Origin of the sequence: Nocardiopsis mangrovi (assembly GCF_042653925.1) — a bacterium.
Classification (GTDB): Bacteria; Actinomycetota; Actinomycetes; order Streptosporangiales; family Streptosporangiaceae; genus Nocardiopsis_B; species Nocardiopsis_B mangrovi.
This window is the reverse complement of sequence record NZ_JBHSFQ010000012.1, coordinates 20,238-37,927: the sequence shown is the minus strand read 5'-3', so window position 1 is coordinate 37,927 and position 17,690 is coordinate 20,238. Positions and strand designations below refer to the sequence as shown.

At 72.4% G+C, this 17,690-nt stretch carries 17 protein-coding genes; 9 read left to right on the top strand and 8 right to left on the bottom strand.

Translation table 11 applies throughout. The annotated features are described in order from the left end of the window. The first annotated feature begins 90 nt into the window (after positions 1-90). Both ACFO4E_RS14015 and ACFO4E_RS14010 read left to right on the top strand, forming a co-directional pair. Positions 91-915, top strand: a complete 825-nt coding sequence (locus tag ACFO4E_RS14015) for a MerR family transcriptional regulator (protein ID WP_378574632.1) — start codon at positions 91-93, stop codon at positions 913-915. Between the two features lie 114 nt (positions 916-1,029). Then, positions 1,030-1,842 (top strand): alpha/beta fold hydrolase, encoded by an 813-nt coding sequence (locus ACFO4E_RS14010; RefSeq protein ID WP_378574630.1) that lies wholly within the window; start codon positions 1,030-1,032, stop codon positions 1,840-1,842. A 221-nt stretch (positions 1,843-2,063) separates the two neighbouring features. On the opposite strand, the gene ACFO4E_RS14005 is transcribed toward ACFO4E_RS14010, so the two are convergent. From ACFO4E_RS14005 to ACFO4E_RS13985, 5 genes are all read right to left on the bottom strand, one after another. Then, the gene (locus ACFO4E_RS14005; RefSeq protein ID WP_378574628.1) at positions 2,064-2,684 is read right to left on the bottom strand and encodes a GyrI-like domain-containing protein; all 621 of its coding nucleotides are present in this window, start codon (positions 2,682-2,684) and stop codon (positions 2,064-2,066) included. Further along, positions 2,671-3,261: a PadR family transcriptional regulator gene (locus ACFO4E_RS14000; RefSeq protein WP_378574626.1), complete on the bottom strand. Its 591-nt coding sequence runs from the start codon at positions 3,259-3,261 to the stop codon at positions 2,671-2,673. The genes ACFO4E_RS14005 and ACFO4E_RS14000 overlap by 14 nt, the downstream gene beginning before the upstream one ends. 249 nt (positions 3,262-3,510) lie before the next feature. Next, positions 3,511-4,098 carry a DUF6585 family protein gene (locus ACFO4E_RS13995; protein WP_378574624.1) on the bottom strand — a complete coding sequence of 196 codons (588 nt, stop codon included), beginning with the start codon at positions 4,096-4,098 and terminating at the stop codon, positions 3,511-3,513. 303 nt (positions 4,099-4,401) lie between these two features. Beyond that, the gene (locus tag ACFO4E_RS13990; protein WP_378574622.1) at positions 4,402-5,007 is read right to left on the bottom strand and encodes a 3'-5' exonuclease; all 606 of its coding nucleotides are present in this window, start codon (positions 5,005-5,007) and stop codon (positions 4,402-4,404) included. A gap of 117 nt (positions 5,008-5,124) precedes the next feature. Continuing rightward, positions 5,125-5,457 carry a DUF6506 family protein gene (locus tag ACFO4E_RS13985; protein WP_378574620.1) on the bottom strand — a complete coding sequence of 111 codons (333 nt, stop codon included), beginning with the start codon at positions 5,455-5,457 and terminating at the stop codon, positions 5,125-5,127. A gap of 227 nt (positions 5,458-5,684) precedes the next feature. Here ACFO4E_RS13985 and ACFO4E_RS13980 point away from each other — a divergent pair, with 227 nt between their 5' ends. The 6 genes from ACFO4E_RS13980 to ACFO4E_RS13955 all read left to right on the top strand — a co-directional run bounded on the left by ACFO4E_RS13980 (position 5,685) and on the right by ACFO4E_RS13955 (position 12,034). Continuing rightward, positions 5,685-6,518: a helix-turn-helix domain-containing protein gene (locus ACFO4E_RS13980; RefSeq protein ID WP_378574618.1), complete on the top strand. Its 834-nt coding sequence runs from the start codon at positions 5,685-5,687 to the stop codon at positions 6,516-6,518. A gap of 478 nt (positions 6,519-6,996) precedes the next feature. Beyond that, complete coding sequence (locus ACFO4E_RS13975; protein ID WP_378574616.1) at positions 6,997-8,022, top strand: iron-siderophore ABC transporter substrate-binding protein; 1,026 nt, start codon at positions 6,997-6,999, stop codon at positions 8,020-8,022. Further along, a complete protein-coding gene (locus ACFO4E_RS13970; RefSeq protein WP_378574614.1) occupies positions 8,019-9,062 on the top strand; it encodes a FecCD family ABC transporter permease in 1,044 nt (347 codons plus the stop codon). The genes ACFO4E_RS13975 and ACFO4E_RS13970 overlap by 4 nt, the downstream gene beginning before the upstream one ends. Continuing rightward, positions 9,059-10,093 carry a FecCD family ABC transporter permease gene (locus tag ACFO4E_RS13965; protein ID WP_378574612.1) on the top strand — a complete coding sequence of 345 codons (1,035 nt, stop codon included), beginning with the start codon at positions 9,059-9,061 and terminating at the stop codon, positions 10,091-10,093. The genes ACFO4E_RS13970 and ACFO4E_RS13965 overlap by 4 nt, the downstream gene beginning before the upstream one ends. Then, positions 10,090-10,902, top strand: coding sequence for an ABC transporter ATP-binding protein (locus tag ACFO4E_RS13960; RefSeq protein ID WP_378574610.1), 813 nt, complete (start codon positions 10,090-10,092; stop codon positions 10,900-10,902). The genes ACFO4E_RS13965 and ACFO4E_RS13960 overlap by 4 nt, the downstream gene beginning before the upstream one ends. A gap of 310 nt (positions 10,903-11,212) precedes the next feature. Next, a complete protein-coding gene (locus ACFO4E_RS13955) occupies positions 11,213-12,034 on the top strand; it encodes an aldo/keto reductase (protein WP_378574826.1) in 822 nt (273 codons plus the stop codon). Between the two features lie 90 nt (positions 12,035-12,124). On the opposite strand, the gene ACFO4E_RS13950 is transcribed toward ACFO4E_RS13955, so the two are convergent. From ACFO4E_RS13950 to ACFO4E_RS13940, 3 genes are all read right to left on the bottom strand, one after another. Then, complete coding sequence (locus ACFO4E_RS13950) at positions 12,125-13,330, bottom strand: MFS transporter (protein ID WP_378574608.1); 1,206 nt, start codon at positions 13,328-13,330, stop codon at positions 12,125-12,127. A gap of 309 nt (positions 13,331-13,639) precedes the next feature. Further along, complete coding sequence (locus ACFO4E_RS13945) at positions 13,640-13,993, bottom strand: hypothetical protein (protein WP_378574606.1); 354 nt, start codon at positions 13,991-13,993, stop codon at positions 13,640-13,642. Between the two features lie 69 nt (positions 13,994-14,062). Continuing rightward, positions 14,063-15,262 carry a helix-turn-helix domain-containing protein gene (locus ACFO4E_RS13940; RefSeq protein WP_378574604.1) on the bottom strand — a complete coding sequence of 400 codons (1,200 nt, stop codon included), beginning with the start codon at positions 15,260-15,262 and terminating at the stop codon, positions 14,063-14,065. A 287-nt stretch (positions 15,263-15,549) separates the two neighbouring features. On the opposite strand from ACFO4E_RS13940, the gene ACFO4E_RS13935 reads away from it, so the two are divergent. Then, positions 15,550-17,685 (top strand): catalase, encoded by a 2,136-nt coding sequence (locus ACFO4E_RS13935; protein WP_378574602.1) that lies wholly within the window; start codon positions 15,550-15,552, stop codon positions 17,683-17,685. Positions 17,686-17,690 lie beyond the last annotated feature (5 nt).

Below are 17,690 nucleotides of genomic sequence, written 5' to 3'. Positions count from 1 at the left end.
CGGACCGCGCGGGCGGCACGACCCGCGACACGGCGAGTGAGCACGCATGTTGACCCTGACACCGTGTGAGGCCCTACACCTGGACGCACCATGTTCGCCATAGGAGACTTCGCCAGGCTCGGGCTGGTGTCGGTGCGGATGCTGCGCCACTACGACGCCATCGGCCTGCTGCGCCCGGCCCGCACCGACCCGGACTCGGGCTACCGCTACTACACCGCCGGCCAACTGCCGCGGCTCAACCGCATCGTCGCGCTCAAGGACCTGGGGTTCACCCTGGATCAGGTGCGCGCCATCTGCGACGCCACGGTCGCCCCGGAGGAGTTGCACGGCATGCTCCGGCTGCGCCGGGCGGAGTTGGAGGAGCGGATCGCGCGGGACACCGAACGGCTGGCACGGGTCGGGGCGAGGATCCGCACGATGGAAAGCGAGGGCCACATGCCCGGCCACCACGATGTGATCGTCAAGAAGGTCGCGCCCGTGCGCGTCGCCGAACTGCGGGCCACCGCAGACGGGTTCGGCCCCCAGCACATCGGCCCGGTCATCGGGCCGCTCTACGACGACCTGTGCCGGCGGCTCGACGCGGCCGGGGTCACCCCCGCCGGGCCGCCGATCGCCTACTACGAACAGGTGCCGGGCGGCGACGGGGTGATGGTGCACGCCGGCATGCAGGTGGCGGCCGAACCCGGGAGCGTGCCCGGGGTCGAGGTCGTCGACCTGCCGGCCATCGAGACCGCCGCCACCCTGGTCCACGAGGGCTCCATGGACGCGGTGGGCGCGACCGCCCAGGCGCTCGCCGACTGGATCGGCGCCAACGGCTACCGGAGCACCGGCTACTCCCGGGAGGTCTACCACGCACTGCCCGCCGACAAGGCGTCGTGGGTGACCGAACTCCAGGAGCCGATCGCCCCCGCCTGATCGCCGCCGTGCAGGGGCCGCGCGACGGCCCCGCGGCCCCTGCGCCACCGGCGTCCGGCGGGGCGTACCCTCGCCGGAGGGTCCGTATAACGGTCGCGTGCCTAGACTGCTCGGATGACCGAAACCCGTTTCCGTACGCTTCACGACCGCAGGTTCGGCTATCTGGACTTCGGGGGCGAAGGGCCCGTGCTGCTCGCCCTGCACGGGCACTTCGGGCGGGCGCGGCAGTTCGCTCCGCTGGCCGCCGCGCTCGCGGGCCGCTACCGGGTGCTCGCCCTGGACCAGCGCGGCCACGGCCTCTCCGACAACGGCGGGGCCTTCACCCCCGCGCACTACGTCGCCGACGCCGCCGCGTTCCTGGAGGCCCTCGACGCCGCTCCGGCCGCCGTCCTCGGCCACTCCATGGGCGGGATCGTCGCCACCCTCCTGGCCGCGCGCCGCCCCGACCTGGTCCGCGCCCTGCTGGTGGCCGACATCGGCATGGCCAACCACGAGCCCGAGGTCCGCCCGGTGCTCGATGTCTCCGCGTGGCCGGCGCGGGCCGCCTCCCGCGACGCCCTGGACGCCGCGATCGGCGACTCCGTTTCCCCCGCGCCCGGCTATTTCCTGGACAGCGCCGTCGAATCCGGCGACGGGTGGCGGCTGCTGTTCGATCCCGCCGACATGATGGCCTCGCAGCGCGCGTTCGACGGCGCGTACTGGGACGAGTGGGCGGCCGGGCCGCAGCCCGCGCTGCTCATGCGCGGCCTGGACAGCTTCATGCTGTCGGCCGGCACCGCCGCGCGCATGGCCGCCGCCCGCCCCGGCCTGCGCACCGTGGACTTTCCCGGATGCGGCCACTGGCTCGACCGCGACGACCCCGCGGCCTTCGCCGATGCCGTCGCCGCCTTCCTCGACGGCCTCCCCGCTCCGGCCGCCCGCGCGTGAAGAACCGCGGCCCGGCCCCGCTCCGGCCGCCCGTCCGTCCGCCGGGCCGCCCGACCCGCCTCTCCCCGACCCCGGCCGCCGGTCACGCCGGGACGCGGTTCCAGGAGCGGTGACCGCGACCGTCCGCCGGGGGCAGCGGTTGCACCGCGCGGGGTTCGCCGTCCGCCGGGGGTGGCGGTCGAAGCGCGCGGGGTGCCGACGTCCGCCTCGGCGGTGGCGCGTCAGGCCGCCGGCCGAACGGGCTGCCGGAGGACCGTTTTGAGCCTGGCGGGCTCGGTCCGGCGGGGGTCGCCGATGTAGATCTCGTGGTGGTGCCCGACCAGCCGCAGGCCGTTGGCCGCGAGGTACTCGTTGTGGAGCTCGGCGAGTACGGGGCCTTCGTCGTCGTAGGACCCGATGTGCAGGACCTGGGCACTGGTGCCCTCCGCCAGGACCTCAGGGCGGACCCCGGCGATCGCGGGCAGGCCCTTCTTGACCAGCGCGGCCGCTTTGGCCTCCTCGATGAGGTCGTCGGTGATCCAGTCGGGCTGGCTGATGAGCAGGCGCCAGTGCCATTCGTCCTTGGCGCGGGCGACGAACACCTCCGGGCGGTCCGACCACCACAGCCCTTCGAGCGGGCCGACCACGAAGTCCCTGTCGAGGGTCGCCTTGCTGGTGAACTTGATCGTGTAGGCGACGGAGTAGAGCGCCTCGACGGCGCGGGCGTAGCCGGGACTGGTGTTGGGGTCGCCGTGGCCGTCGACGGCGATGAACCGCTGAGGCGGCACGTCGACCAGCTCCCAGCCGGTGTTCTTGGGCGCGTAGTACCGCTTGAGCTCGCGTTTGACGTCATAGCGGGTCATGGGAGTCCGTCTTTCCGGTGGAGGGTTCGTCGATGGGTCGGCCACCGGGTTCGGTCGCCCTGTAGGCGGCCAGCCACTGCTGTTCGGCGGCCAGCTGGCCCAGCGCGTAGTCGAAGACGGCGCGGACGAAAGGGGGCGCGTCGGGCTGGGCGTCGCGGGCCGCGCCGATGGCGGCCGTCTTCTGCGCGAGTGCCGCGGCCCGCTGGTCGAGCGCGGCGTGCAGGCGTTCGGGCGGGATGGCCGGCTGATTGGCCAGGCCGACCAGGACGGGCGGGAACACCGGCCGGAGTTCGGCCACCGCCGCCTCGGCCGCCTGTGCGCACGCCCGGCGCCCCTCGGCCGTCGCCCCGTAGACCCGGCGGGCCTTACCCCGGGCGGGCGGCGGCGCGTCGGTCTCGGCGATGAGCCTCCGGTCGCGCAGCCGGCCCAGCAGGTAGTAGATCGAGCTGAAGCCGATCTCGGTCCACTCGCGCATGCCGCGCGCGTCGATGACGTCGTTCAGTTCGTAGCCGTGCCTGGGCTTTTCCACGAGCAGGCCGAGCAGTGTCAGCTCGGCGGGTGTCAGGTCCGCAGCCATGTCCATATTCTAGTACTAGAATATGGACGCGAGGGCATCCCCCTCGGCTCATCCGGTCGCCGCGCTGGGCAGTGTTCATCGAACTGGTGGGGTCGCGTAACCGGATGCGGATGGAGGCGGCTTGAACGGTTCCGTCGTGGATCGCGGCCCTCTCGTCGTACCCGGTCACGACCGCCCGGTTCCGCTCGAGACGTGTGCCCGACGATTCCAGAGCACCGGCCCGCCCCGCGGACCGTTCAAGGACGGAACCTAGGTCGGCGACGCCCCGGTGTACTCGCGTATCAACGCGGCCAGAACAAGGAAGTTGGGGATGTAGCTCACCTGCTGTGAGGTCGTGAACAGCTTCCCGGTTCGCTTGACGCAGAGGTAGCCGTTCTCGACCGTGACCCCGGAGATCTCGCCCCACGGGATCTCGGTGCGGTCGATGGTCACCGCGTGGGATGTTACGGTCACCGGCCCGAATGCGACCGGACGGCGGGCGGAGATCTCCGCGCGGACGCGGGGCAGATGGACGCGGGTCACGCCCTCCTCGAGCATCGGGCCCCAGGCGTCGATGCGGTCGAAGAGGGGCGCCCTGACCAGGTCGCCGTAATTCGCCTCGTCGGCGGTATTGGTGAGGACGGTGACGATGATGAAGGCGCCGAAGAGGCTCGCGATCATGCCCGACGCGGTGAGCAGATAAAGGATGAATCCGCCGCAGAGCAAGGCGGGGATCGCTACGGCGACCGGGGTCCACGGGGAGGGGCGGACGGGTCGGAATGTCGAACGAATTTCCCCCATTTCCAGGTCCTGTGCGGCCTGTTCGACTGAATCGTAGGGAGACGCGGTATCCGCCATGAAACCTCCTTTGTGGGTGCCCGCCAAACTTAGTACCAGATTCAACTTTCTTCGATTGATGGCGGCGCCGGCCCTAGCGGTTCCAAAAGAGTTCAGCCAGACGTAATGTTCCGATCGTCTTTTCCCGAAAGGCGGTCCGTTGCACCCATTCGGCGGATACGCGTCCACGGACGCCGGTGGACGGCGTCCGTATCATCCGCGGGACGTGCGGGCGGTCGGGACCAGGTGCGACTAAGAGCCGCGATCCATGACGGAACCGCTCACGTCGCCTCCATCCGTATCCGGCGATGCGACCTCACGCGTTCAATGAACACCGCTTAGCGGGCGGCGCCCCAGGTGCGGACCTTCGGCCGGTCGCCCTTCTCCCGCAGCAGCAGGACCAGCGCGCCGATGTTCCATGCGTCGTCGGCACCGCTGTGGTGGCGGCCCTCCAGGGGCAGGTCCGCCTGCTGTAGCGCCCGCGCCATGCCCACGGCCCCTGGGGAGCCCGTGGGCGTCGGCGAAGAGTCGCTTGGCGTTGGTGTGCTTGCGCGAGAACGGGTAGTCGACGTCGTCGGCGGAGCACTGCCGCGCGAACTGCTTGCGGTCGTAGTCGCCCCAGCTGGCCCAGGCGCGGACGCCGGCCAGGTGGCGCTCGTCCAGGAGCGCGCAGGCGGCGCGGAAGTCCAGCCCGGTGTCGACCTCCGCCTGGGTCAGGCCGGTCAGTTCGGTGCAGAACGCGCCGACCCGCGACCGCCACGGCCGGACCACGATGCGATCGCGCCCCACGCGCTCGCCCGCCTCCAGGTCGACCACGCACACCCCGATCTCGATGATCTCGTTGGCCTGCCCCTGGGGGACCGGCCCGTCCCAGCAGGTGGCCTCCACGTCGACGACGTTGAGGAGCCGCCGCCTCTGCGCACCGTCCATGCGCGGCACCCTGACCCGCGCACCCTCCCGCGATCACCTGGATTTCCCCGGTGCCCCGGTCCCTCGCGCAGCCGGACCGGCGGCGACCGGCTGGGGGAGCGGTCGGGCGCCGTGCCGCTAGCTGTCGGGGCCGCCGTCCGCCGGCTGCGCGGTGAACGAGGCGCTGTAGGCGGCGGCCCCGGCCACGGCGTCGGCCGAGAAGGTGACGTGGCCGACCGGGGCCCGGGTGCCGACCGCCTCGGCGACGCGGGCGGCATCGGGGAGGGAGAAGCCGCCGCACAGCTCGACCAGCGTCGCGCCCTCCTCGACCAGCCGCAGCGCGACCTGCGGGGCGTCGGCGGCCGTGGGGACGGGGACCAGCAGCGTCCGCTGCCCGCCGCGGTCGATGACGACCCGGTCGGCGACGGGGTCGGTCGAGGGGTGTTCGTAGATGTAGGCCCAGGTGGGCATGGGGTCCTCGTCTCGTCTCGGTGGGAACCGCTCGCCGTTCGGCCTCCACCGTAGGACCTCCAGTTAGGTCGAAGTAAAGGGCGGATCGGCCGCTCCCCGCGGGGCGGGACCGGGCAGTGGGCGACCCGGCGCTCGGTGTCCCTGTGGCGGTCAGCGTCTCGGCGCCGGTGCGGCCGGCCGGGTCCCCGCGTCCGTGCGGGCAGGGGGCGGGCCATAGCCTGGATGACGTGGTCATACGAGGTACCCCGCCCGGTTCCGGGGCGCGCGCGGAGGGGCCGGTGCGGCGCGGTGCGGCCGACAGCCGCAGGCTGCCCCTCTACGCCGCCGGCGAGATCGATGTGGAGTACGTCGTCCGGGGTACCGACGAGGCCATCGACCGTGACACCGCGTGGGAGGAGCACTCCCACCCGACGCACGAACTGCTGTGGAACCGGCGGGGCGCGTCGTCGGCGAGCGTGGGCCCGCGGGTGTGGACGATCACCCCGATGGTGGGCCTGTGGATTCCGGCCGGGACGCCGCACGCGGGCTGGACGCCCGCGGGGACGGTGCACCACGCGGTGCAGTTCCGTGTCCGCTCGGTGCCGGCGATCTCCGGCGAGCCCGTGGCAGTGGACGTGACGCCGCTGCTGCGGCTGCTGCTCGACCGGCTCACCGCCGAGGGCCTGGATCCGGCCGCCCGCGCCCGGACCGAGGCGGTGGTGTTCGACCTGCTGGCCCCTGCCCGCAACGGGCTGCTGCTGCGGATCCCGGAATCGCGGCTGCTCGCGCCCATCGTCGCGGCCGTGGGCGACGACCCCGCGGACGCGACGACGCTGGCGGGGTGGGCGTCCCGGCTGGGGGTGAGCACCCGCACCATCACCCGGGCGTTCCAGGCGGAGACCGGTCTCGGCTTCAGCCGGTGGCTGGCCACGGCGCGGGCGCAGCGCGCCGTCGAGCTGCTGGCGCGGGGCGAGCAGATCGCCGATGTCGCCGAGCAGGTCGGCTACCACTCGGCGAGCGCGTTCGGCACGGCCTTCCGGCGTGTCACGGGGATGAACCCGGCGCGGTACCGCTCGCGGTGACGCCGGCGCCCGAGCGGTGACGCTCCCGGTGATGGCGGTGTGCCCTCGCGCGGTCCACCGCTCCCGGTGACGACCGTATGCCACCTCGGTACCCCGGTCCCGGTGACGACCGCGTGTCCCCGCGCGGTACCCCGCTCGCGGTGGCGGCCGCGCGCTCCCGGAGCGCCACCCGTACGCGGCGCGGACCGCGCGCCTGCGGCGTGCTGTCCGATTCGAGAACTTTGGTGTCGCATTCGCGTGGTTGCGAACCCATCGCCCATCACTCTAAATTTGGTTAGGCAAACCTTACTCTGATTGTGTTTCGCGTGGTCACGGCCGCCCTCCGCCCGTGCGCCGCGCCCATGAGGGCTGCCCGCACGGCTCGGCGCGGCCGCGCTCGCGCGCGTCCGCCCAGCGGTGCCGGGCGCCCATGGGCGAAGCGCGATACCCGCCATGGCAGCGCCATGGCCGGCCGCACGGCCAGCACCGAAAGGACACCATGCCTCGCCCAACACGGCGGGCCGCCCTCCCCGCGGCCGCGCTCCTCACCCTCGCGCTCGCGGCCTGCTCCTCACCCGCCGCCGACGACGGGGCCGACGGCTCCGGAGACTGGACCCCCGTCACCATCGAGCACGCGCTCGGCACCACGACCGTCGAGTCCGAGCCCGAGCGGGTCGCGACCGTGAACTGGGCCAACCACGAGGTCCCCCTCGCCCTGGGGATCGTCCCGGTCGGCATGGCCGCGGCCAACTTCGGCGACGACAACGGCGACGGCGTGCTCCCGTGGGTCGAGGAGAAGATCGAGGAACTCGGCGCGGAGACGCCGGTGCTCTTCGACGAGACGGACGGCATCGACTTCGAGGCGGTCGCCGACACCCGCCCCGACGTGATCCTCGCCGCCTACTCCGGGCTGACCCAGGAGGACTACGACACCCTCAGCGAGATCGCCCCGGTCGTCGCCTACCCCGAGACCGCCTGGGGCACCCCCTGGCGGGAGATGATCGAGCTCAACAGCGAAGCCCTCGGCATGGCCGACGAAGGGGCGGACCTCATCGCCGGCCTCGAAGAGCGGATCTCCGCGTCCGTCGCGGAGCACCCGGGGATCGAGGGCAGGTCGGCGATGTTCCTGACCCACGTGGACACCTCCGACCTCAGCGAGGTCAGCTTTTACACCGCCCACGACACGCGCGCCATGTTCTTCGAGGACCTGGGCCTGGTGACGCCCGAGAGCATCGCGTCGGCCTCCGCCGAAACCGACCAGTTCTCCCTGACCCGCAGCGCCGAGCAGGCGGACGCGTTCGATGACGTCGACATCATCGTCACCTACGGCGGCGACGAACTCCTCAGCACCCTGGAGGACGACCCGCTGCTGGCGCAGATGCCGGCGGTGGCCAACGGGGCGATCATCGCCCTGCCCGGCGACGGCCCCCTGGGTACCGCCGCCAACCCCACCCCGCTGTCGATCGAGTGGGTCCTCGACGACTACCTCTCCCACCTCTCCGCCGCCGCCGACGAGGCCCGGTGACGACGCAGGACGCACCGACCCTCTCGGGCGCCGCCACCGTTCGGCGCCCGAGACGGGGCAGGGCCCTGTGGCTGCTCGCCGTGCTCGGAGTGCTGCTCGCCCTCGCGTTCGCCTCCATCACCGTCGGGTCCCGCGACGTGGCCTGGTCCGACATCGCGGCCGCGCTCGGCGGCGGGACCGACGGCTTCGGCCAGGCGGCGGTCGCCAAGCGGATCCCCCGGACCCTGCTCGCGATCCTCGCCGGCGCGGCGCTGGCCGTATCGGGCGCGGTCATGCAGGGGGTGACCCGCAACCCGCTGGCCGATCCGGGCATCCTGGGCGTGAACATGGGCGCCTCGCTCGCCGTCGTCAGCGGAATCGCCTTCTTCGGCCTGGCGTCGGCGACCGGATTCATCTGGGTGGCCATCGCCGGCGCGGCCCTCAGCGCGGCGTTCGTCTACGCCGTGGGCTCCCTCGGCCGCGGCGGCGCGACGCCGCTCAAGCTGGCCCTCGCCGGGGCCGCGACCTCCGCCGCGCTGCTGTCGTTCATCAGGGCCGTGGTGCTCCCGCGCGGCGACATCGCCGAGGGCGCCAGATCCTGGCAGGTCGGCGGTGTCGGCGGCGGGACCTACGCCAGTGTCGCCCAGGTCCTGCCGTTCCTGGTGGTCGGGTTCGTCGTCTGCCTGCTCGCGGCTCGAGGGCTCAACCTCCTCGCCCTCGGCGACGACCTCGCCGCCGGGCTGGGGGAGCGCGTGGCCGTCGCCCGCGCCGCGGCGTCGGCGGGTGCCGTGGTGCTGTGCGGCGCCGCCACCGCGGTCACCGGGCCGATCGCCTTCGTCGGCCTCGTCGTGCCGCACGTGTGCCGCCTGCTCGTCGGTGTGGACCACCGGTGGCTGCTGCCGTTCTCGGCACTTGGCGGAGCCGCGCTCGTGACGGCGGCCGACGTGGTCGGCCGCATCGTGGCGCGCCCCGAGCAGATCGACGTCGGCATCGTGACGGCGCTGATCGGCGCCCCGTTCTTCATCCACATCGTCCGCCGCCAGAAAGTCCGTGCGCTGTGAGCATCCCCACCGTTGAAGCCGTCGCCCGCGGCCGGGTGCGGCGTGCGCGCCGGCGGCGCGTCGTGATCGCCGTCCTCGCCGCTCTGGTCGTGCTGGTGTTCGCCGCGAGCCTGATGGTCGGGCAGACCTTCTATCCGCCCGGCGACGTCGTGCGGGTGATCCTCGGACAGGACGTCCCGGGGGCCTCGTTCACCGTCGGGCGGCTCCGGCTGCCGCGCGCCGTGCTCGCGGTCGCGGCGGGCCTGTGCTTCGGGTTCGCCGGCGTCACCTACCAGACCATGCTGCGCAACCCCCTCGCCAGCCCCGACATCATCGGGATCAGTGCCGGGGCCGGCACGGCGGCGACCTTCGCGATCATCGTGCTCGGCCTGGGCTCGACCGCGGTGTCGGTCTTCGCGATCGCCGCCGGCCTGGCGGTGGCCGTGGCCGTGTACGTGCTGTCGTACAAGGACGGGGTCGTGGGGACCCGGCTCATACTGATCGGCATAGGCATCGCGGCGATGCTCGACAGCCTCACCACCTACATCCTCGACCAGGCCGCCCAATGGGACCTCCAGGAGGCGACCCGGTGGCTGACCGGCAGCCTCAACGGCGCGAGCTGGAACGACGTCCTGCCGGTCGTGGCCGCGCTGCTCGTGATCGCCCCCCTGCTGCTGCGCCGGTCGGCCGACCTCGCCCTGTTCCCGCTGGGCGACGACACCGCGTCGGCCCTCGGCGTCCGCGTCGAGCGCACCCGGCTCATCGCGGTCGTCGGCGCCGTGGGGCTCGTCTCCTTCGCGACCGCCGCCGCGGGGCCCATCGCGTTCGTCGCGTTCCTCTCCGGCCCGATCGCGGCGCGCATCGTGGGGCCCAACGGCTCCCTCCTCATCCCCGCCGCACTCGTCGGGGCGCTCCTCGTCCTCGTGGGCGACCTGGCCGGACAGTTCGCGTTCGGAACGCGCTACCCGGTCGGGGTCGTCACCGGCGTGCTCGGCGCGCCTTACCTCGTCTACCTGATCGTCCGGACCAACCGCGTGGGGGGCTCCTTGTGACCACGGACCATTCACTGCTCGTGGAAGAACTGACGCTCGGCTACAAGGACCGCGACGTCATCGACTCCCTCGACCTCGCGATCCCGCCGGGGCGGATCACCGTGATCGTCGGGGCCAACGCGTGCGGCAAGTCCACCCTGCTGCGCTCGATGTCGCGGCTGCTGGCGCCGCGCAGCGGGCGCGTGCTCCTGGACGGGCAGAAGGTCCACCGCCTGCCGCCGAAGAAGGTAGCGCGGACGCTCGGCCTGCTGCCGCAATCGCCGATCGCCCCGGAGGGGATCACCGTGAGCGACCTCGTCGGCCGGGGCCGCCACCCCCACCAGCGGGTGCTCGCCCGCTGGAGCGACGCCGACGACGAGGCCGTCGCCGCGGCCCTGGAGGCGACGGAGACGGTCGAGCTGGCGGAGCGGCCCGTCGACGAGCTCTCCGGCGGGCAGCGCCAGCGCGTCTGGATCGCCATGGCGCTGGCCCAGCGCACCGACGTGCTCCTGCTCGACGAACCGACCACGTTCCTCGACGTCAGCCACCAGGTCGAGGTCCTCGACCTGCTCACCGACCTCAACGCCTCCCGCGGCACCACGATCGTCCTGGTCCTCCACGACCTCAACCTCGCGGCCCGCTACGCCGACCACCTCATCGCGCTCGCCGCCGGGCGGATCCACGCGTCGGGCCCGCCCGACCAGGTGATCACCCCGGAAACGGTGGAGGCGGTGTTCGGGATCAGCAGCCGGGTCATCACCGATCCCACGTCGGGCAAGCCGCTCATGCTCCCCATCGGCCGCCACCACGACGCGACGCGCACCGGCTGACGCCGCCGGCGCGGCCCCCGCCCACGGCGCGGGCCCGGGACGTGCGGCGAGGCCGTCCGCGGGTCCGGCACGCCCCTCCCGTCCGAGCGCGGGCCGCCCGGGTACGGTGGGTGGACCTCCGGGCGGCCGGCGGCCGACCAGGGGGTATTCCGGTGCCGGCCCGGACCCGTCGGGCCGGGCACGGGGCACACGTCGCGGCGGGGTGTGCGGACCGCCCCGGGCAGCGATCGCCCGGGGCCGAGCGGGTCCCGCCGGGCGTCCGACCAGTAGTCCGACCACATCGGAGCAGATCACCACCGTGAGTCACGACATTCCCACCGTCACCCTGAACAACGGCGTCTCCATGCCGCAGCTCGGCTTCGGCGTGTACCAGGTGCCCAACGACGAGACCGAGCGGGTGGTCACGGCGGCCCTGGAAGCGGGGTACCGCAGCATCGACACCGCCACCCTCTACGCCAACGAGGCGGGGACGGGGCGGGCGATCGCCGCATCGGGCCTGCCCCGTGAGGACGTGTTCGTCACCACCAAGCTGTGGAACACCGACCAGGGCTACGACTCCGCGCTGCGCGCGTTCGACACGTCGCTGGCCGAGCTCGGGCTCGACCACGTCGACCTGTACCTGATCCACTGGCCGATGCCGGCGCGCGACCTGTACGTGGAGACCTGGCGGGCGTTCGAGCGCATCTACACGGAGGGCCGCGCCAAGGCGATCGGCGTGTCCAACTTCAACCCGGCCCACCTGGACCGGCTGGCGCGGGAGAGCGATGTCGTCCCGGCCGTCAACCAGATCGAGCTGCACCCCCGGCTGCCGCAGGCCGAGCTGCGCCGCTATGGCACCGCCCACGGGATCGTGACCGAGGCGTGGGGCCCGCTCGGCCAGGGCAAGGGCGGACTGCTGGAGGAGCCCGTCCTGGCGGAGCTGGCCGCGAAGCACGGCGCGTCGCCCGCCCAGGTGGTCCTGCGCTGGCACCTGCAGCTCGGCAACGTGGTCATCCCCAAGTCGGCCACGCCGGCGCGGATCCGCGAGAACCTGGACGTCTTCGGCTTCACGCTCGACGACGACGACCTCGCGTCCATCGCCACGCTCGACACCGGCACCCGGGGCGGACCCGACCCCGAGACCACGAACTAGGAGCGAGGACGGGGCGCCCCCGCGGGAGGGCGCCCCGTTGCCGTCGCCGGTGTCAGGCCGCGGTCGCGGCGGCCGCGACCGCCGGCGGGGTCATGCGCCTCCCCGCCGCGCCGCGACCGGTTCGGCCATCGGCGCCTCGGCGGTGGCCCGTCCCTGGCGCCGGTCGGCCAGGCCCGAGGTCACCGCCAGGCCCAGGCCGACCACCGCGAGTCCGGCCCCCAGCAGGTTGGGGGCGGTCAGGCCGAAGCCCGCGGCGATGACCAGGCCGCCCAGCCACGCCCCGGCCGCGTTGGCGAAGTTGAGCGCGGCGTGGTTCAGCGCCGCCGCCAGCGACGGCGCGTCCTTGGCGACGTCCATCAGCCGGGTCTGCAACGACGGGATGAGCGCGCTGCCGGCGAAGCCGAGCAGGAACACCATCACCACCGCCCCGGCCTTGAACGGGGCCAGCGCGTGCAGCAGGAGCAGCACCGCGGCGATACCCGCCATCCCGGCGTACATCGTCGGCATCAGCGCCCGGTCGGCGGCGCGGCCGCCCAGGAGGTTGCCCACCGTCATCCCCACGCCGTACACGGCGAGGACGACCGGCACCGCTCCGGCGGAGAACCCGGTGACCTCGGTCATCATCGGCGAGATGTAGCTGTAGGAGGCGAACATGCCGCCGAAGCCGATCGCCCCCACACCGAGAGCCAGCCACACCTGGCCGCGGGCCAGCGCACCGAACTCCGAGCGCACGGAGGCGCCCGGCCGCGGGCGCTGGGAGGGGACGAGCGCGGCGATTGCGATGACGGTGGCCACGCCAATGGCGGTGACCAGGGCGAAGGTGCTGCGCCAGCCGAACTGCTGGGCGGCCAGCGTGCCCAGGGGGACGCCGATGATGTTGGCGACCGTCAGCCCGGCGATCATCAGCGAGACCGCCTGCGAGCGCTTGGTCACCGGCACCAGTGCCGCCGCGAGCACCGCGCCCACGCCGAAGAACGTGCCGTGGGGGAGCGCCGTTGCGAAGCGCGCGGCGACCAGGAAGGAGTAGGTGGGGGCGAGGGCGGAGGCCAGGTTGCCCAGGGTGAACAGGGCCATGAGCCCCATGAGCAGGTGCTTGCGGTCGAACCGGGCACTCAGCGGCGCCAGGACCGGGGCGCCGGCGACCACGCCCAGGGCGTAGCCGGAGATCATGTACCCGGCGACCGGGATCGAGACCCCGAAGTGCTCGGCGATATCGGGTAGCAGCCCCATGGCGACGAATTCGGTCGTTCCGAGGCCGAACGCGCCGATAGCGAGGGCGAGCAGGGCGATGGGCACGGCGGTTCCCTTCCGGGGGCATCGGGGGAGGTCGGAAGCGGGGCGCTGATGCGCTCCCGGCGTGGCCAACACCGCCCGGCCCGCCGATTCATCCCGTGATCGGCCGATCCGCCCTGTGAGACGCCTCTCTGTCGTCCGCAGAGGGCATCTCCCGTGTGCGGCCTCGGAACGACCGGATTCGTCGCCATGGGGCTGCTACCCGATATCGCTCTTCCCACGGCGGCGCGGACCTGCGCGCCGTGCCGCGCACCGGCTTCCCCTGGATGGTTGCTGCCTATACGGTCTCCGTCCGGTGCGAGCGGGGGTAGATCATGTGTGCCCTCCCGCCCGCCAGCTCACAGGAATACCGTCCTCGTCCTGTGGCCCCGACGATGTGACCGGCCACGGGCGGATCGGGATGTCCGGGTCGGCGAGTTCGGCCAGGATCGCGTCGCGCTGCGCCTGCGACAGGTGCCGCCCGGCCCGGAGCCCCGGGTCCTGCATCTGCCGTTCCAGCTCGACGAGGGTGTCCGCGTGCACGGTCGGCGCGAGGTCGTCGTCGCGCACCCGTGTCGCCACCCACCCGCGGGGCCTGCCGTCGCTCCCATAGGAGCGGCGCACCCGCCACTCCCGCCCGTAGTCGGCGGTCAGTCGCCCCAGCTCAGACTCTGTGGTCTCGTCCATGAACCAAGGCTGGCGGCGTCAAGCGGCAACAATGTTCCAAGGCGGAACAACACGAAACGGTAACGCCGCCTACACGCCCATGCGGGACTGGATACCGCGCAACTCCTCCGGCAATGCGCGCTTCGCATCCACCATGTGCTTCACCAGGGTCCGCGCCTGCGGGTGGTACCGGGTCATCTGCGGGGCGATCCGCTCCGCCGACAACAGCCGCTTCAATGCCCGATCCGCATGTCCCGTCTCCACATGCACCCGCGACATGTCGATCTCGTGGTGCGCCCGCCGCTCAGGAGCCACCCCCGCCAGTACCCGATCGCGCCGGATGACCTCGTCCGTGGTGACCGCAGTGTCGAAATCCCGGAGTTCGATAGCGATCGATGACCGGTGAATCGCCAAATTGCCCGGGTTGAAGTCCGTTCCGTGGGCGTCCAGCGACGGCTTTCCCGCACGGTCGCTCGCCTCCACTGCTTGGCCGTAGTGGTCCCACGCCGACGACACACTCCCCGCGCGGGCGGACACCACAGCGGCACGCAGGTGCAGGGACCCCGTCACCTCCACCGCGTCCACCTTGGCAGCGTCGACCTTGCCCACCGCCTTCTCCAGCAGCCTCATGGCAGGCCCCCACGCCGCGACGTTCATCATCAGCAGGGCGCGGCGGTGCGTCATCATCAACGGCAGGTGCGGGTCTTGTGACTCGCGCGCGGACACCGTCGCCTGCTCCATGATCTGTCCGGCGAGATCCGTGTACCCCAGCCGGCGCGTTAGCGATGCCGCCAGGTTGTGTGCGCGATTCAGCAGTGTCCACGCAGCCGGGTCCTCGGACTCGTGGGCGTGCCACGTGAGTTCCTCGATGAGCGCGGGGAGGTGGCCGCCGAGCTGGACATGGCGGGCTGCGTGCCGCAGCTCTTCGGCGTTCACGAGCGCACGCGACAGCTCACCGAGGGATCGCACGGGCGCGTCGAGGTCGGGGGCGACGTCGGCGGAGGAGATGGCGCGGCGCAGGTCGGCGATGGCGTCGTGGACCCGGTCGTCGTTGACGTTGTCGGTGTGGATGGGCTGGCCATAGAGACTGGTGGGGTCGAGGCCGAGAGCTGAGGCGACTGCCGCTACGAATGCGGGAGTCGGGATCTTGTGGCCGGATTCCACCTGGGCGATGTGGCTGCGTGAGTAGGAGGTACGCGCGGCTAGACCGTACTGGGTGAGCGCGCGGCGTTTCCGCGCGCGAGTGAGCCTCTGTCGGATGCCGTCGCCGGGGGTATCGTTCGCGGACATCGGCCCTGCCTTCCTGAAGCTTCGCAACACCAGGATAAGCAGGGCCGATCTCATGTGCCCGGCTTGTAATGGTTTGGCGTATGCCCCCCAGGAGCTGGATCGCCCGAAAGCCGGAAACGGTCCGTGCCCTGCCGGGTGTCGACTCGGGGCCTGTGCGGGGGCCGCCGCCGTTTCGGCGGGAGAGGCGGGGTCAGTAGCGCCCCTGAACGGGACGCTGCGGCGCGCGGGCGCGGCCCGGTGCCGAGCGGCGGCCCGGTGTCCGGCACCAGAGACAGGGGACCACCGACATGCCCGACGCCCAGACCCCGCGACCGCACGACCGGCCCGGCGAGAGGGACGACAAGGACCGCCAGCTCGACCAGTCCAGGGCCGATTCCGACGGCACGCTCACCACGAGCACCGGCGTCAAGATCGCCGACACCGACAACTCACTGAAGGCGGGGCGGCGCGGGCCCACCCTCCTGGAGGACTTCCACGTCCGGGAGAAGATCACCCACTTCGACCACGAGCGCATCCCCGAACGCGTGGTGCACGCCCGCGGGGCCGGCGCCTACGGCCACTTCCGGGTCTATGAGTCGCTCGCCCGCTACACCTCGGCCGGCTTCCTGGGCGACCCCTCGCTGCGCACCCCGGTGTTCGTCCGCTTCTCCACGGTGGCCGGCTCGCGCGGCTCCGCCGACACCGTCCGCGACGTGCGCGGCTTCGCGACCAAGTTCTACACGCGCGAGGGCAACTACGACCTGGTCGGCAACAACATGCCGGTCTTCTTCATCCAAGATGGTGCGAAATTTCCCGATTTCGTCCATGCGGTCAAGCCAGAGCCGCACAACGAGATCCCCCAGGCCGCCTCCGCCCACGACACCCTCTGGGACTTCGTGGGCCGGCAGCCCGAGACCATGCACATGATGATGTGGCTGATGTCGGACCGCGCCCTGCCCCGGAGCTTCCGCATGATGCAGGGCTTCGGGGTGCACACCTTCCGGCTCGTCAACGACGCGGGCGAGGGGACGTTCGTCAAGTTCCACTGGCGCCCGCTGCTGGGGACCCACTCCCTGGTCTGGGACGAGGCCCAGAAGATCGCCGGCAAGGACCCCGACTTCCACCGGCGCGACCTGTGGGACGCCATCGACCAGGGCCGGTTCCCCGAGTTCGAACTGGGCGTGCAGCTCGTGCCCGAGGCCGACGAGCACGCCTTCGACTTCGACCTGCTCGACCCCACCAAGCTCATCCCCGAAGAGCAGGTGCCCGTCACGCCCATCGGGTCGATGGTGCTCGACCGCAACCCCGACGACTTCTTCGCCGAGACCGAGCAGATCGCCTTCCACACCGCCAACCTCGTCCCCGGGATCGACTTCACCAACGACCCGCTGCTCCAAATGCGCAACTTCTCCTACCTCGACACCCAGCTCATCCGGCTGGGCGGGCCCAACTTCCAGCAGCTCCCGGTGAACCGCCCGCTGGCCGACGTCAACGATGACCAGCGCGACGGGTACGGCCAGCACCGCGTGCACCGGGCGCGCACCTCCTATCTGCCCAACACCCTCGGCGGTGGCCGCCCCCGCCCGGCCGGCCCCGATGAAGGCGCCTACCGGCACTACCAGGAACGGGTCGAGGGCGCCAAGATCCGCGAACGCAGCGACAGCTTCGCCGACCACTACACCCAGGCCCGGCTCTTCTACAACAGCCTCACCGGCTGGGAGCGGGACAACCTGTCGGCCGGCTTCGCGTTCGAGCTGGGTAAGTGCGCCGACACCGGTGTCCGGGAACGGGCCGTGCTCCAGATCGCCCGGGTCGACCACGGCCTGGCCGCGGAGGTCGCCCGCAGCGTGGGGGTCGCACGGCCCGACCCCGCTCCCGCCCCCGGCCACGACCTCTCCTCGCCCGCGCTCAGCCAGGCCGCCACCGTCATGGACACGGTCGCCTCCCGCATGATCGCCGTCCTGGCCGCCGACGGCGTCGACGCATCGGGCGTGGCACGCTTCCGCGAGGAGATGGCCGGTCGCGGCGCGGTCGTCGAGGTGCTCGCCGCCCACGACGGCGAGGTGGCCGCGGCGGGAGGCGGGACGCTGGCCGTGGACCGGGCGATCACCACCACGGCGTCGGTGCTCTACGACGCCGTTGTGCTCCCCGGCGGCACCGACTGCGCGAGGGCGCTCGCCGCCGACGGCGACGCGCTCCACTTCGTGACCGAGGCGTTCAAGCACGCCAAGCCGGTGGCGGCGGTGGACGAGGGCGTGGACGTCCTGGCCGGCCTGCCGCTGCCCTCGCTGCGCCTGGCCGACGGGGCGGCCTCCGGGGCGGTGGTCGACCAAGGGGTGGTCACCGCTCGGGGAGCCGGTGCGGGGGAGGTGCCCCAGGCGTTCGCGACGGTGCTCTCGGGCCACCGCGTCCGGGGCCGCGCCGTGTCCTCGGTCCCGGCCTGAGCCGG